General features: G+C 65.1%; 15 protein-coding genes. 6 read left to right on the plus strand and 9 right to left on the minus strand.

The genetic code is table 11. The annotated features are described in order from the left end of the window. The first annotated feature begins 24 nt into the window (after positions 1-24). Both EET13_RS17815 and EET13_RS17820 read left to right on the plus strand, forming a co-directional pair. Positions 25-1,617 carry a Na+/H+ antiporter gene (locus EET13_RS17815; RefSeq protein ID WP_122443520.1) on the plus strand — a complete coding sequence of 531 codons (1,593 nt, stop codon included), beginning with the start codon at positions 25-27 and terminating at the stop codon, positions 1,615-1,617. Positions 1,618-1,929: 312 nt separating this feature from the next. After that, positions 1,930-2,487 (plus strand): OsmC family protein, encoded by a 558-nt coding sequence (locus EET13_RS17820; protein WP_244603974.1) that lies wholly within the window; start codon positions 1,930-1,932, stop codon positions 2,485-2,487. Between the two features lie 245 nt (positions 2,488-2,732). On the opposite strand, the gene EET13_RS17825 is transcribed toward EET13_RS17820, so the two are convergent. The 3 genes from EET13_RS17825 to EET13_RS17835 form a co-directional block, all read right to left on the minus strand. Beyond that, positions 2,733-2,921, minus strand: a complete 189-nt coding sequence (locus tag EET13_RS17825) for a hypothetical protein (protein WP_122443522.1) — start codon at positions 2,919-2,921, stop codon at positions 2,733-2,735. A 489-nt stretch (positions 2,922-3,410) separates the two neighbouring features. Further along, complete coding sequence (locus tag EET13_RS17830; protein ID WP_122443523.1) at positions 3,411-4,661, minus strand: cytochrome P450; 1,251 nt, start codon at positions 4,659-4,661, stop codon at positions 3,411-3,413. Then, a complete protein-coding gene (locus tag EET13_RS17835) occupies positions 4,658-5,206 on the minus strand; it encodes a TetR/AcrR family transcriptional regulator (RefSeq protein WP_122443524.1) in 549 nt (182 codons plus the stop codon). Before EET13_RS17835 ends, EET13_RS17830 begins: the two co-directional genes overlap by 4 nt. 61 nt (positions 5,207-5,267) lie before the next feature. On the opposite strand from EET13_RS17835, the gene EET13_RS17840 reads away from it, so the two are divergent. From EET13_RS17840 to EET13_RS17850, 3 genes are all read left to right on the plus strand, one after another. Further along, the gene (locus EET13_RS17840; RefSeq protein WP_122443525.1) at positions 5,268-6,134 is read left to right on the plus strand and encodes a TIGR03619 family F420-dependent LLM class oxidoreductase; all 867 of its coding nucleotides are present in this window, start codon (positions 5,268-5,270) and stop codon (positions 6,132-6,134) included. Further along, positions 6,131-6,862: a hypothetical protein gene (locus EET13_RS17845; protein ID WP_122443526.1), complete on the plus strand. Its 732-nt coding sequence runs from the start codon at positions 6,131-6,133 to the stop codon at positions 6,860-6,862. The genes EET13_RS17840 and EET13_RS17845 overlap by 4 nt, the downstream gene beginning before the upstream one ends. A 454-nt stretch (positions 6,863-7,316) precedes the next feature. After that, entirely contained in the window at positions 7,317-8,795 is a 1,479-nt protein-coding gene (locus tag EET13_RS17850) for a D-lactate dehydrogenase family protein (protein WP_122443527.1), read from the plus strand. 138 nt (positions 8,796-8,933) lie between these two features. On the opposite strand, the gene EET13_RS17855 is transcribed toward EET13_RS17850, so the two are convergent. The 3 genes from EET13_RS17855 to EET13_RS17865 form a co-directional block, all read right to left on the minus strand. Further along, positions 8,934-10,883, minus strand: coding sequence for a M48 family metallopeptidase (locus EET13_RS17855; protein ID WP_122443528.1), 1,950 nt, complete (start codon positions 10,881-10,883; stop codon positions 8,934-8,936). Between the two features lie 13 nt (positions 10,884-10,896). Beyond that, positions 10,897-11,502, minus strand: coding sequence for a LemA family protein (locus tag EET13_RS17860; protein WP_122443529.1), 606 nt, complete (start codon positions 11,500-11,502; stop codon positions 10,897-10,899). A 167-nt stretch (positions 11,503-11,669) separates the two neighbouring features. Next, positions 11,670-12,143, minus strand: a complete 474-nt coding sequence (locus EET13_RS17865) for a hypothetical protein (RefSeq protein WP_244603975.1) — start codon at positions 12,141-12,143, stop codon at positions 11,670-11,672. A 164-nt stretch (positions 12,144-12,307) separates the two neighbouring features. Here EET13_RS17865 and EET13_RS17875 point away from each other — a divergent pair, with 164 nt between their 5' ends. Then, positions 12,308-13,168, plus strand: coding sequence for a sulfurtransferase (locus tag EET13_RS17875; protein WP_122443532.1), 861 nt, complete (start codon positions 12,308-12,310; stop codon positions 13,166-13,168). 3 nt (positions 13,169-13,171) lie between these two features. Here the strand turns inward: EET13_RS17875 and EET13_RS32340 are convergent, their stop codons facing one another. The 3 genes from EET13_RS32340 to EET13_RS17890 form a co-directional block, all read right to left on the minus strand. Continuing rightward, positions 13,172-13,303, minus strand: a complete 132-nt coding sequence (locus EET13_RS32340) for a hypothetical protein (protein ID WP_280177722.1) — start codon at positions 13,301-13,303, stop codon at positions 13,172-13,174. A 126-nt stretch (positions 13,304-13,429) separates the two neighbouring features. Continuing rightward, positions 13,430-13,978, minus strand: coding sequence for a hypothetical protein (locus tag EET13_RS17885; RefSeq protein WP_244603976.1), 549 nt, complete (start codon positions 13,976-13,978; stop codon positions 13,430-13,432). Positions 13,979-14,017: 39 nt separating this feature from the next. Continuing rightward, on the minus strand, positions 14,018-14,512 hold the full coding sequence (locus EET13_RS17890) for a hypothetical protein (RefSeq protein WP_244603977.1): 495 nt from the start codon (positions 14,510-14,512) through the stop codon (positions 14,018-14,020). Positions 14,513-14,734: the final 222 nt, after the last annotated feature.

Raw genomic sequence — 14,734 nt, forward strand, 5'->3', positions numbered from 1 at the left:
GAGCCCGTAAGCGAGGATGGGCTGGTGTTCGGCCTTGTAGTCATCGTCACGCTCGTAGCCACGGTAGTTGCCGGAACCATTCTGGGGCGGCGCTACCGGGTAGGCCCGCCGGTACTGCTGATTCTGCTGGGCGCGCTGCTGGGTCTCATCCCGCGCTTTGGAAGCGTCGAGATCGACGGCGAAATCGTGCTGCTGCTATTCCTTCCGGCGATCCTGCACTGGGAAAGCCTGAACACCAGCTTCCGTGAAATCCGCTGGAACCTACGCGTCATCATCATGTTCAGCGTCGGTTTGGTCATCGCCACCGCGGTCGCCGTGTCATGGACCGCACGGGCCTTCGGCATGGAGTCACACGCTGCTGCGGTGCTAGGTGCCGTGCTCTCTCCCACCGACGCCGCCGCGGTGGCCGGTCTGGCCAAACGGTTGCCGCGGCGCACACTCACCGTCTTGAAGGGCGAGAGCCTCATCAACGACGGAACCGCGCTGGTCCTCTTCGCCGTAACCGTGGCGGTTGCCGAAGGCGCGCCAGGAATCGGCCCGGCCGCCCTGGTCGGCCGTTTTGTCGCCTCCTATTTGGGCGGGATCGCCGCGGGGCTGCTCGTCGGGGGGCTGGTGACCATGTTGCGCCGCAGGATTGATGCACCGCTCGAGGAAGGCGCACTGAGCATGATGACGCCGTTTGCGGCGTTCTTGCTCGCCCAATCGTTGCATTGCAGTGGCGTCGTCGCGGTCCTGGTCTCGGCTCTGGTACTCGCCTACACCGGTCCGCGGGTGATTCGGGCGCGTTCCCGCCTGCAGTCCTTCGCGTTCTGGGACATCTCGACTTTCCTCATTAACGGGTCGTTGTGGGTCTTCGTCGGCGTCCAGATCCCCGGAGCGATCGACCACATCTCCGACGTCGGCGGCGGACTGCGACGCGCCACCGTCCTGGCACTGGCGGTCGCGGGGGTGGTCGTCGCAACCCGAGTGGTGTGGGTCGAGCTGACCACCCTGCTGGGACGCGTGGTGGACCGCTGCATGCACAAGTCTCGTCGCAACGTCACCTTTCCCCAACGCTGCGTCACCAGCTGGGCGGGATTTCGCGGCGCGGTTTCGCTTGCGGCAGCACTCGCGGTCCCGACGACCACTGCAAGCCGCGCACCGTTCCCCGACCGCAACCTGATCATCTTTGTCGTGTCGATCGTCATTCTGGTGACGGTCCTGGTCCAGGGCAGCTCCTTGCCCGCGGTGGTCCGCTGGGCGCGACTGCCCGACGATATGACCCACGCCGACGAACTGCACCTGGCCCGAACTCGCAGCGCCGAGGCTGCATTGGACGCCCTACCGGAGGTCGCCGGCACGCTCGGCGCCAGTCCGGAGATCATCAAACGCCTCAACGCCGAGTACGAAGAACGCGCCGAGTTGGTCAGGGCCGATGGCGTTGATTCCGCGACCAGCGACCTGGCGGAGCGCTGTGATCTCATTCGGCGCGTCCGGCTCGGCGTTCTGCAACACCAGCGGCAGGCCGTCACCGCGCTGCGCAACAAGAACCTGATCGACGACATTGTGCTGCGCGAAGTCCAGGCGGAAATGGATCTGCAGGAAGTGCAACTTCTCGACCCGGCCGATTCCGACTAACTCGCGCGCCCCGGCGGTGGTGATTGGCGCCGTGACCGCGGAGTCGGCCGGCGTTTCGGCCGGTGCGACCGCGCCGATCAGTTCACCGGCAGCGCTACTTCGCTTGGCAATTCACAAAGTTGAGGCAAAAGCCCCATGCCGGCGCGGGGCCGATACGACGACCATGTTCCACATGACCAGCTGCAGTAGCCGACGGGAAACGGCTCCGTCCGCGGGCGAGGTCCTGGGCCGCAACCGCTACGCCCTCGTCCACCGGCACGCACCGGCCCCAAAAAACAATGGGAAACACCGAGAGAGGAAACCATGACCACGATGAACGCTCCTGTCAACAATGGAGTCAATGTCGACGTCCTGCTGGATGCCCGCACCGCACTTGCCGAGAAGCCAGAACTTGCCCAATTCACTTGGCGTACCACGCATAACTGGGTCGGTGGCACACACAGTCGGGCCACCGTCGATACGTTCTACGGCTTGGGAACAGAACAGCGCCACCAGAGCGTCTTCACCTACGACGTCGATCACCCATTGGCATTCGCCGGAGACGACAATGGCGCCGCCCCGGTCGAATACGTATTGGTCGCGCTCGGCGGCTGCCTGACCGCCGGTATCGCGTCAATTGCGCAGCGGCGTGGGATTCAGTTGCGTTCGGTGCAGGCGGCCGTCGAGGCCAGGGAAGACATTCTCGGCATCCTCGGCGCGGACCCTACCGTCCGCAACGGTTTCAACGGCATCAAGGTGACCTATCGGATTGACGCTGACGCTACCGCGGAGGAGATCAGAGCGCTGGTCGCCCAGTCACAGAAGCGCTCCGCGGTCTACGACGTGGTGACCAACCCGACCGACGTCATCGTCGACGTGGTCTTCGATTGAATCGAAGCGCAAGTCGGTCACGGCAATTCGCAGTGCCTCGGTGCCGTTGCCGCCGAAAACCCTCGGGAAAGTCCCGGTTGGGGCTCGCGGAAGCGCAGCCCCAACCGGTCGGGCACATCGTCACAGACCCGATCGCAGGGCATCACCTGCTCGCCGCCGAGCTTCTCGCGGGCCTACTCACAGCACCTGATGGTGCGGGTCAACGTGCGGTCTCATTCCGGGTTGATGGCAGCTTCGATTGCGCGTCACGTACACCCCATCGTCCGATCGGCCCATGCGTGAACCTCGAATTCACTACCCAGGATTCGCTTTACTACTCGCATGTCGGGCGTGTAAAGACTGCCCACCCAGCGGCCCAACTCGATGTCGACCCTGAGCAGCGACCCGTCCGGCAGCCGCTGATGTCCGGTACCCATCGTCGAGATGGTGTTCATCGCGTACTCCTTACGGTAGTTACGGCCGGGCTGAACATGACCCCCTGATCATCGGCCCGCGGCTGTCTGGGCCACATGAGGCATGCGCCTCAACTTGGACAAGACGCGTTCGAGAAGCAGCCAGCCATAACGGGTTCGGGTACACGCCGCGGCGAGCACATGCCAGCGACCGAGACTTCACTCGACTTGTGGGAGTTTCGCACCACGGACCCCGCAATTCCACGTCACGCAGACCTATTTCTTAGCGGTCGTCGTCGTCTTTGGCTGTGCGGAGGAGCCGTCGCGGGTGCTGGTGTTGATGCGGGTTTGGCCCGCTCGGGTGCGCCGGAGGGATCCTATCGGTGTCGCCACCGACATTGAACCGCCGCCGTGAGACGGCAGAAACCACACAGACACAAGTGATTTGATGGCTGCGACCGACAGCGGCCCGCGAAACTCCCCCGCCGGCGTCGGCGGTTCACCAGAAGCGGCCCACTTTCCCGGCGCAATTCAGCCCACCGCACACGGCAGCCGTTTGATCCCGTGGAAGAACGAGGATCGCAACCGGTCGGGCGGCCCGGTGACCTTCAGGCCGGGCACGTCCGGGTACAACTCTTCCAGCATCACCCGCAGCTCCAGACGGGCCAGCCGAGCACCCAGACAAAAGTGCACTCCCCCGCCGCCGAACGCGGCATGGTCGGTATCCGTGCGGGTGATGTCGAATTCGGAGGCTCGCTCGAACACGTCCTCGTCACGGTTGGCCGAAAGGTAGTGCATGAGCACCCAGTCGCCGGCCGGGATGCGCTGGCCGCGGATCACGACGTCGCGAGTGACGGTGCGGCGGAAGTGCATCACCGGGGTGGCCCAGCGCAGCAACTCCTCCACGGCGGGCTTGACCGCCTCACGATCACGGGCCAGCATCGCCTGCTGGTCGGGATGCTCGGAAAGCGCCAGGATGCCGTGGCTGAGTGTGTTGCGGGTGGTCTCGTTGCCGGCGATCGCCAGCAGCAGGAAGAATTCATTGAGCTGGTGGCGGTTGAGCCGGTCACCGTCGACCTCGGCGGCCACCAGCGCCGACACGATATCGTCAGTGAGGCCGTGCTTTCGCCGGTGCGCGACCAATTCACCGCAGTAGGCAAACATTTCGGCAGCCGCCTGCCCGAGGGCCTCGGGCGTCGGAGCGTAGTCGGGATCCTCGATTCCCAGACTCCCGATCGCGTTGCTCCAGCGGAAAACGTTCATCCGGTCTTCGGCAGGCACACCCAGAATGTCGGCGATCACCTGCAGCGACATCTCCGCGGAAATGTCTGTGACGGCGTCGAATTCGCCCTTGTCTACGATGTTGGCGACAATGTCGCGGGCGACTTGGCGCATTCGCGGTTCCAGGCGCAGCACATTGCGAGCGGTGAAGCCCTGGTTGATCAGCTTGCGGTAGTGAACATGTCGCGGCGGATCGATTCCCGGCAGCATGGCCGAGGTGGGCGCCGCCTCAACAGTCACCAAGGTGTTTCCCGTGCTGCTGGCGAACGTTTCACTGTCGCGGCTGACCAGTCGCACATCGGAGTGCCGGGTCAACAACCACGTGGTGGGTAGCCCGGACAGTTGCATCGGATGCAAAGGGGCGTGCGCCCGTAACCTGGCCAACGCGTCGAACGGGGCCCCGGCGAGATACGTGTCGGGGTTAAGCACGACGGCGGCATCCCGCCCGGCCGTGCTGTCCTGGTTTTCGACAATCAAGGAACTGAGCTTCGGGGTGCTCATCGATGCTCCGCGCGCGCCTTGATACCGGCGATGATGACCTCGAGCCCGGCCCGGAACCGCGATGCGGGCTGACGCTTACCGCGGGACTCGTGCAAACTGATCGAGCCGAGCAGATAGGTATACAACACCGTATGTGCCGCGCTGGCAACGCCTTTGGTGAGCCCGGCTTCAGCGAGAAGCGCGCGGCTGACCTTGTCCAGGCGGCGCGCCCGCTCCCCGCCACCACTGGTCTGCAAGACACCGGCGATACCGGGGACGTCAATCATCACTTCCCTTGCAGCACAATAGAGCTCGATGAGCCGGGCGTCCCAGGACCCGGCTTCGGGTTCGGGGATGTCGGCCAGCACCGCCTCGGCGAGCAGATCCAGCGCGGCTTGCTTTCCCGGGACGTGGTAGTACACCGATGGCACCGCGGCTCCCAGCTCGGAAGCGAGCTCACGCATGGTCACCTGCTGGACACCGACCCGCCGGGCCAGGCTGTACAGGCATGCCACCACCCGAGTGCGGTCCAGTTCGCCGTAGCCAAGCCGTTGCGTGGACGTCAATGAGCTACCTCGATTCGATCAACATGAGAAAGCAATCCGAGCACTGTTAGAATTTATCGCGATGAGCGCCGCGACCGCAAAGCTGGCGATAGCCACACCGGTGGTGACCATGTTGCCCGGGGTCAGCTCCGACTGGGAAATACACGCCGCCATCGACGAGCTGACACAGATCGCCGAAGCCGCAGACCGGCTCGGCTACCACCATCTGACCTGTAGCGAGCACATCGCCCTGCCGGCGGCCGAGGGCCAGCGCCGTGGGACGCGTTATTGGGATCCGCTGGCCACCTTGGGCTACCTAGCCGCGCGCACCCGGCAGATCCGCTTGGCCACCAACGTAGTGGTGCTCGCCTATCACCACCCGCTCGAAATCGCCAAGCGTTACGGCACTTTGGACACGGTCAGCGGCGGAAGGCTCATCCTCGGTGTGGGCATCGGCAGCCTCAAAGAGGAGTTCGACCTCATCGGCGCCCCGTTCCCAGGCCGCGGTGCCCGGGCCGACGATGCGTTGCGGGCGCTGCGCTCGGCACTGTCGGTGCCCGAGCCCGCCTACCACGGCGAGTTTTATTCCTTCAGCGGCATGGTCGTCGACCCGTGCGCCGTCCAGCAGCACGTGCCCATCTGGGTCGGCGGACGCACGCTGCGGTCGCTGCGGCGTGCCGTTACGCTGGCCGACGGCTGGACCCCCTTTGGCGTGAGCCTGCACCAAGCCCGAGACTGGTTGGGCCGCTTCGAACTTCGGCCCAGTTTCGAAGTTGTGCTTACCCCCGCTGCACCGCTGGACCCCATCGGCGAGCCGCAACGGACCCGCGACATGCTTGCCGAGATGTCCGAGCACGGGGCGACGACCATCGCCGCCACGTTCGTCCACACCTGCTTGCAGCACTATCTGGAGAGTCTGCAGGCCCTCGCCGAGCTGGCCGCTGCGTGAACCGGGTCAGGGCAGGCATTTTCAGCCTCACCGCCGTCACACCGCCCGGCGACGACGGCAGTTATCTGCGATGGCACCTGCTCGATCACCTGCCGGAACAATTCCAACTGCCGGGCATCGTGTACGGGTTGCGCTGGGTTGCCGACGGCGTATATCCCGACCACCGGTTGGCGGGCGACGGGCCGCTGGGTGAGATCGGTAATGCCGTGCACTACCTCGTCGGCGACCCCGTTCGGCAGACATTCGACGACTTCGTGGCGCTGGGCCGTGCCCTGCGGGAGAACGGCCGGATGCCGGTCATGCGGCCGCTTTTGGAAGTGGCGGGTCTGCGGCTGTTGCAGTGGCAAGCCGCGCCGCGCGCGCTCGTTTCCCATGAAGTGGTGCCATTCCGGCCGCACCGGGGAGTGCTGCTGATCATCGAAGAACCCACCGACGGGCGCCCCGACCGATGGCTGGAATGGCTTCGCGCCGAACACTTTCCGGCGCTGCTGGCAGTACCCGGCACAGCTGGAGTCTGGACTTTCGGTTCGACGAACGCATGGGATCCGCTGCCCCACGGATGGCGGACCGATCCGCAGTACATCACCGTCATCTACCTCGACGACGATCCGCTGGCCATGGCCGATGCCCTGGCGCCGGTTGTCGCAGAACGCTGGCGATCAGCGGCGGTGCGGCCGGTATTCGCCGGACCGATGCGGTCCATGATCACCTGGGAAGCCTGGCAGTGACGATCCGAACGGCAGAGCACCGATCATGGCGGCCCGCCAATTGCGGATCACACAGTCAGTGGGCCACACCTTGGATATAAACCGTCATTATTGTTTCATCGACAGTTTGAATTGACTCCCGGTCGGTGTGTCTGCAAGGTTATTCCTGCCTGCCCGAAAGGCCCAGCGTTAAATGGTTTAATTTGGAGCTGTCACTCGATCCGCATGCGTAGGTGACATCTGTATTCGAATGGCGGAAGCGCTGACTGTAAGGGGCGACGGTTGCATGGCAATCGTTTTGCGCAGAGAGCGGTTGCATCGCATAGTTGCGTTCAGCTGAATCTCCAAACGAGCCTCGTACACCGCTGAGAGAACAGCCGCACCTGGTCGCGGATTCTTTCGCGAACCAAATTCGGCCTGCATCGCCGCCTGATGCGACTTAGGAGCGCTTCAAGCAGAAAGGGAATCCCAGTCTATGACCGCAGCCGTGGGCCCCGGGTTGGCCTCGCTGAAGCGCAGCCGTTTGTTCGCCGGTCTCGACGATGACGCACTTGCGGCGATCGCCGCCAAAGTCAGCCTCGCCCGTTTCGCGGACGGCGAGTTCCTGTGCCGCGAAGGCGACGTGGGAGATCGGATGTTTATCGTCAGCGCCGGGACCGTCGCGGTGGTGACGACGGGCGATCACGGGGTGCCGGTCACGCTCAACACCTGCGGGCCCGGCGATGTCATGGACATGACCAGCATCTTCGAGGAAAAGGTGCGCTCAGCCAGTGTCATGGCGCGCGGCGCCGTGGAGGCGTGGACACTCGATGCCGGTGATTTCCGGTCGCTGCTCGTGTCGCATCCCCAACTGGCCACCGTTCTGTTCGCTGTGATGAGCCGGGACCTGCACCGGGCACGGTCGTTTACCCCGTCGTTGAGCTCCGGCGGAGCAGACACCCGTCTGAAGATTGCTTTTTTCGACAGCAAGCCGTACGTCGAAGCCTGCTTCCGCGATCACAACTGGCGCAATTACGCTCTGCAATTCTTCGAGACCCGCCTGAGTTCCGACACCGTTGGCCTGTCCGCCGGTAGCGACGTCGTCTGTCCCTTTGTGAACGATCGGCTGGACGCCGCGGTTATCGAGGCACTGCGCGATTCGGGGGTACGCCTCATTGCCATGCGTTGCGCCGGTTACAACAACGTGGACCTCAAAGCCGCGGGCCGCCTGGGCGTCGGTGTAGTACACGTACCGGCGTACTCGCCCCACGCCGTCGCCGAACACGCCGCCGCGCTGCTGCTCACCCTCAACCGCAAGACACACCGCGCCTACATCCGCGTCCGGGAGGGGAACTTCTCGCTCGACGGTCTTGTGGGCACCGACCTCCACGGCAAGTGCGCCGGCGTCGTCGGCACCGGCAGAGTCGGCAAGTGCCTGATCAGAATTCTCCGCGGGTTCGGGATGCGGGTACTTGCCCACGACCCCGCTGTCGACGCGCAGTTCGCCGACGAGAACCGGATCGAGTACGTCCCGCTGCCGTACCTGCTATCGCAGGCCGACGTGATCAGCCTCCACGCGCCACTCACCTGCGACACACACCACCTCATCAACGCCGATACCATCGCGCGCATGAAGCGCGGCGTCATCCTCATCAATACCAGTCGCGGCGCGCTCGTCGACTCGGTCGCACTCATCGAAGGCCTGAAATCCGGCATCGTCGGCGCCGCCGGTCTCGACGTGTACGAGGAAGAGGAGGCTTATTTCTTCGAGGATTTCTCCGCGGAGATCATGACCGACGACGTACTTGCACGCCTTATTAGTTTTGGCAACGTTCTCATCACCGGCCACCAGGCCTTCCTGACCTGGGAAGCTCTCGGCAATATCGCCGACATCACGTTCAATAACATCGCCGAATTCGTGGCCGGTCGCCGGGGCGCCGAACTGAGTAACGCGATTCTTGTCAGCAGTTGCTGAGCGCGGTGGCGCCGTTGGGCCTTAGCAGCGCCACGGCCTGGCGCCGCACCCGTGTCCTTACAGCCAATCCCGGAATCCACCGGTGCTCGGGATATTGGCGCGGCCACACTAACACCGGCACGACCTTCACCTGACCGGTCATGCGAGCAATGCGGGCAGCGGGACGTGCATCAATGCGCATGCCGCGCGCAGGATTTCGGCCTCGGCCGTGGTCACGGTGCCGTCAGCGGTCACAGCCACGACCATCGCTTCCACCAGCGCTTGCTTAGCCTTGGGCGCCAGGCCGTCCAGTCCGGCCCAGCCTTGGTCGAGCGCCTGTTGCCACGTCATATCCCTCGGTTGAGCAGGCGCCGCGTCGGGGTACAGCCGGCGCAGCGCACCGTCGTACGCCCGCCGAGCGGTCTCCTGGTCGCCGGCGCCGGCAACCGCGAGCGTGGCCAGCAGCGTCGTCACCGTCGGCCGCACCTGGTCCAGCGAGCCATTGCCGACCTTGCTCCGGCGGTGCGGATTAGCCGCGTCCTGCAGGTAGCTCCAGACAAGGCGCGTCACGCCGTACTCAAACATCGACACCGAGCCGTCCGCGACGGCGAGCTCGTTGAGCACCGCCAACAGCGCGTCCCGGTACGCGGGCGGGTGGGCCGCGAGCTGCGGGACGGCCAGGTCGACCAGTGGTAGGCGTAGCTCGGCGGGCAACGCCGCCATGGTGTGCGCCAGCGCAGCAGCTGACTGCGCCTCGGCGGGTCCGAGCCGCTGCGCTACCGAGGCGAGCTGGCGGGCCTGCTGCGGATCGCCGGAACGGGCCAGCAGCAGCGCGATGATCGCGGCCGGGGCGGTGCTGGGCTGGGTGGCCAGGCGGCGCGCCTCTGGTGGGAGTGTGGCGTGCAGCGCCGCCCCGTGCAGCAGGTCGGCCTGGGTGAGGGTGCCGGCACGGTCGGCCACCTGCTCGGGATTGATGCTGCGTCGACCCGCCCCGCGCGGCCCTGTCGGCGCGGCGACCGGTTCGGCGCCCGCGCGTACCCCCGCCGCCCGTCCGACCGGGGCGAATCCGGCCATCGCATCCTCGGCGATCCCGTCGGGTAACCGTTGGGCGTACCGCTGCTTCAGGTCGGCGATCTCACGCGGATCGAAGCTCGGGTCGAGCGCCTTGATCCGGTCCTCCAGCGGTGGATGCGTCGCGTACCACGCGCGAAACGACCGACGGCCCTCGCCGAACAGCATATGGCTGACTTCAGTGGCGCTGCGGGCGTCACGCAGCGCCGACCCGGACGCGACGCCCGCAATCTTCTTCAGCGCCCCGACCAGGCCGGCGGTCTGACGGGTGAACTGCACCGCGGAGGCGTCGGCCAGCCACTCGCGCTGGCGGGACACCGCCGCCTTGATGATGTTGGCGAAGAACACCCCAATGAAGCCGAGCACCATCATCGCGAGCGCGACCATCCAGATCGGCGCGCCGTTCTTGGAACTGCTGCCGCGGCCGCCGCCAAACTGCAGAACCCGCATGCCAGTCAGGCCAATCAGCAGAATCCCATTCAACAGCCCGATCAGCCTGATGTTCAGCCGCATGTCGCCGTTGAGGATATGACTGAACTCGTGGGCGATCACGCCTTGCAGCTCGTCGCGGTTGAGCTGGGCCAAGGCGCCGCTGGTCACCGTGATCGCCGCGTCGGCGGGCGTGAAACCGGCGGCAAACGCATTGATGCCAGGCTCCCCCGCCAGAACGAACAGGCGCGGCGCCGGCACCCCCGATGCCAGCGACATTTCCTCGACGATGTTGACCAGGCGGCGCAGCTGCGGGTCAGAACTCGTCGGGTCGACCTGGACGGCGCCCACCGAAGCGGCGACGGCCGCCCCGCCCTGCCGCAGCGCGACCGTCTTGGTGATCATGCCGCCCGCGATGATCAGCAGCGTTACTGCCGTGACGCCGACGACGACGCCGAACACCGCTGAAGGGTCGGCCCTTTGGTAGGTCATCGCCACCGCGGCAGCGGCGTCGATGAAAGCAACCATTGCCACGACGGCGACGATGAACAGCAATACCAGCTTGAGGGTGCTGCTCCGGGCCGCGCGCTGGTGGTCGAAGAAGTTCACGCCGATCGTTGCGTCAGAACTGGACCCGCGGCGCTTCGCGCATCTCAGGGCGATCCGGCGGGATCTCCAGCAGCGCTGCCGCGGTGAAGCCGAACATGCCCGCGTAGATGTTGCCCGGGAACGTTTCGCGGCGGTTGTTGTAGCTCATGACCGCGTCGTTGTAGGCCTGCCGGGAGAACGCCACCTTGTTCTCCGTCGAGGTCAACTCCTCCGAAAGTTGCATCATGGTCTGGTTGGCCTTGAGGTCGGGGTAGCTCTCGGCGACCGCGATGAGCCGGCCCAGCGCGCCGTCGAGCCGCTGCTGCCCGGCCGAGAGTTGTTGCATCGCAGCGGGATCCCCCGGGTTCGCCTGGGCCGCCGATAGACCCGCCATCGCCATGTTGCGGGCATTGACCACGGCCTCCAGTGTTTGGCGCTCGTGAGCCATGTACGCCTTCGCCGTCTCGACCAGATTGGGAATCAGGTCGAAGCGCCGACGCAATTGAACCTCGATCTGGGCGAACGCATTCTTGTAGGCGTTGCGCGCCCGAACCAGACCGTTGTAGCCGGCGATCACCATGACCAGCAGCACAATGACGACTGCCACGATTGCCACGACGACGCCGATGACTAGTCCCATGAGGTGTCCCTCTCTGTCGAAATTGCCGCATCGCGCGGCCACGCCGGATACTAGCTGGGCGCTGGGGCCGGCGCGGGCGATTTCTGGCGTTCTCAGCCACCCGCAATTCCACAGCCACCCGCACGCATTCAGCACCGTCTCGCCGACGCCGGAAACATCGAAAAGGCTCAGTAACCAGACTCGGCCCAGGTGCCTTGCGGATACGGCGGAACGGTGCCGGCGAAGACTCCGTCGGTGAGGCCGCACAACGCGTCGGAGATGGTGCCGGCGTTAACCAATACCTTTGTCTCCGAGCCAGGTACGACGCGCACGACCACTGCCTGCCAGAAGTATGCGAGGCCGCCGTGCTCGTACCAGACGAACCATTCGGCGCCGCGGTTGCCGGCACGAATCAGTCGCCGAAAGGGCAGCGTGGGATCGGTGACCGCATCCGTCTTGTTGAAGGGCGCACCGATGTCGGCAATGGGTGGCAGCAGTGTGATCAGCTCCGGCGGCAACTGGGACACCCTGTGCACCTCCTGGACCGGCGTTGCCAGCGTGCATTGCGTGTTGGGTACCGCCTCGGCCGGCAACGCCGTCGCGACCAAAGCCACAGCTGCCGTGAGCCACGTCGTCAACGTATTGAGAAGCCACCGCGACACCGGACTGGTTCACCTACTTTCGACGGTCTCATCACGGTATCGCCCGTTGCGCCCGCCCGCCGGCCAATCCGGCGATCCGGCCGGGTTCAGCCGGCTACGCACTAGGCTCGTTGTCGACTTCGACTGACCCCCTCGGTGACCAGGAGCGACAACAGGGTGAACCGGTGAACCCAAGAAACCAGGTGCTCATCAGTGTCGCAGAGCTGGCCAACCTGATCAGGACACAGGAGCCGGTAACCATTCTCGACGTGCGCTGGCGACTCGACCGATCCGACGGGCATTCGGCCTATCTGCTGGGCCACCTGCCCGGAGCGGTCTACGTCTCGCTGGAAGACGAACTCAGCGACCATACCGTCGCCGGCCGGGGCCGTCATCCGCTGCCCTCAGGGCGCAGCCTTCAGGTGGCCGCGCGCCGATGGGGTATTCGGCAGGACGGCCTGGTTGTGGCATACGACGATTGGGAACGGGCCGGTTCGGCGCGAGCATGGTGGCTGCTCACCGCGGCCGGGATTGAGAACGTCCGCATCCTCGACGGTGGCCTGACGGCGTGGCAATCGGCCCAACAGCCGTTGGAGACCGGCGCGGTGGTACCGCGGTCCGGAGATGTCGCGGTGCGCCATGATGATTTGTCTGCCGGGCGCCGGTCCACCTTGACGGCGCAGCAATGCGGGACGGGGAACGTGACGCTGCTCGACGCACGCGCGCCGGAACGCTTTCGCGGCGAGGTTGAACCGGTCGACCCGGTAGCCGGTCACATTCCCGGCGCGATCAGCCTGCCCAGTGCCACCGTGTTAGCTTGCGACGGAACGTTTCTCGACGATGACGCGCTCGCCCAGGTGTTGTCCGGCCGCAGCATCGATCGCGACGGGGCCGTGGGCGCCTACTGCGGGTCGGGCATCACCGCCGCAGTGATCGTCGCCGCGCTCGCCGCGTTGGGTTGCCAGGCAGCGCTATATCCGGGTTCGTGGTCTGAGTGGAGTTCGGACCCGACTCGTCCGGTTGGCCGGGGCGCCGGAGTGTCCTGAGCATCACGCGCCGGCCCAGCTCCGCAGAAACGCCTGGGCAACCAGCGCCGCATTTTCGGCCGCGATCTGCTTGTTGAGGAAGAACTGGAACGGAAAACCTGGCAGGTTCAACGGGTCGCCGGGGCCGTCGGACATGGCGCGGATGCCCGGGGACGGTATGCCGCGGGCGCCGGCGACCGCTTGCGCCGCCGCAGCGCGACGCGGACTCGAACTTCTGGGCGCTCACGTCGACCTTGCTGCGGCTCAATGCGTTTCGCGACGCTACAGCCGCTCGACAACCAGCTGTGCGAATGCGTGGTTGGTCGAGACCTGCCCGTCGGGCATTTTGATGTTGGGATCGTAGAGCTGCAGGCTTATTCCGTCGACCTTGGCACCGTTCTGATGGCCGAAGAAATAGTTCGTCGTCTTGCGCAGCGTGAGTACACCGCTGATGATGCTCTGCTGCGAATAGCGGGGATCTTGAAGCGAACCCAGGATCTCCATCTTCTGCTGGTCGACATTCCAGAAGAACGCATAGCCGGGAGCCGAAAAGACGGCCGCCTGCTGCTCGGGCGTCAGCTTGAATCCGAACGAGGTCAGCGACCAGCCATCGATTCGATACGTCCCGGGCTGCAGCGTCAGGTATCCGTTCGACTTGTCGTATTTGATGTAGCCGTGCGCGTCGAGGTTCACGTCGTTGAAGACGCGAACGTTGATGCCGGGCTTCATCGGGACATTGCTCAGGCCGCGTTCGGTGAACGCACCCCACAGCCGCGGATGCGTCCTTTCGCCACAGGCCGCCACGGCCAGTGCCACAGCGACGACGAGCACCAAAAAACTGTGCTTCAACGTGCCTCCCGGTGGTTCGCTTCAGAGCAACGGCCGGCGCTCGATCGCCGCTGACACTCGTTCCGCCATCCAATAGGCAATGGCCATGGACCGCTCTCCGTTGGCAAAACCGATGCCTTCGAATACCACTTCGCCGACCGCCGCGGGCAGACTGACAATGTGCGAACGGTGCCGCCAGGTCAACCGATACGACGCCCCGGTCCGCTGGATCCGCAAGTCCAGGTCCCCGGTCAATTCACCTGCGGCGTCGAAGTATTGGACACGATAGTCGCCCGGGAATCCGTTCGAGGTATCTCCCGTGGCCCGCCCCGACCCGATCCCGCCGCCGGACCGAGCCGAGCCGGACTGAGCCGAGCCGAAAGAGATATAGCGGGCATTGATCACGCCGGCTTCCTCGGTGCTGATCTGATATTCGCCAACACCGATTACCCGCGTAGTGATCATGCCGGCCATGGTAAGCCGCGCGTGCATGTCGCCGGCCGGAATAGCCAGCTTGAAGACTAAGCCTCGATCCACGGATGGACGTTGTGGCGTGAATTGTTGATTTTTGATCTTGATTTGTGGCGTGGTAGGGATGCGACGACCGCTGGTCTGCCCAGCTTTTCCTGTTGGCTTCCGGTCGTCGGGTCGGGTTGCGGTGGTCAAGCAGTGTATTGCCTGCCGATTGTGTTGTGCCACAGGGCAAGCCATGCAGGTTCCCAGGGCCAGTGGCTGGGCAGGTGCAGGACTGGTTTGCGT

It is taken from the genome of Mycobacterium attenuatum, from assembly GCF_900566085.1.
Classification (GTDB): domain Bacteria; phylum Actinomycetota; class Actinomycetes; order Mycobacteriales; family Mycobacteriaceae; genus Mycobacterium; species Mycobacterium attenuatum.

Bases quoted from the DNA above. Each gene is read 5' to 3' on its own strand.
- EET13_RS17830 (WP_122443523.1), bottom strand. From the start codon at position 4,661: ATGAGCACCCCGAAGCTCAGTTCCTTGATTGTCGAAAACCAGGACAGC.
- EET13_RS17860 (WP_122443529.1), bottom strand. From the start codon at position 11,502: ATGGGACTAGTCATCGGCGTCGTCGTGGCAATCGTGGCAGTCGTCATT.
- EET13_RS32340 (WP_280177722.1), bottom strand. From the start codon at position 13,303: ATGTCCGACGGCCCCGGCGACCCGTTGAACCTGCCAGGTTTTCCGTTC.
- EET13_RS17825 (WP_122443522.1), bottom strand. From the start codon at position 2,921: ATGAACACCATCTCGACGATGGGTACCGGACATCAGCGGCTGCCGGAC.
- EET13_RS17840 (WP_122443525.1), top strand. From the start codon at position 5,268: ATGAGCGCCGCGACCGCAAAGCTGGCGATAGCCACACCGGTGGTGACC.
- EET13_RS17820 (WP_244603974.1), top strand. From the start codon at position 1,930: ATGAACGCTCCTGTCAACAATGGAGTCAATGTCGACGTCCTGCTGGAT.
- EET13_RS17850 (WP_122443527.1), top strand. From the start codon at position 7,317: ATGACCGCAGCCGTGGGCCCCGGGTTGGCCTCGCTGAAGCGCAGCCGT.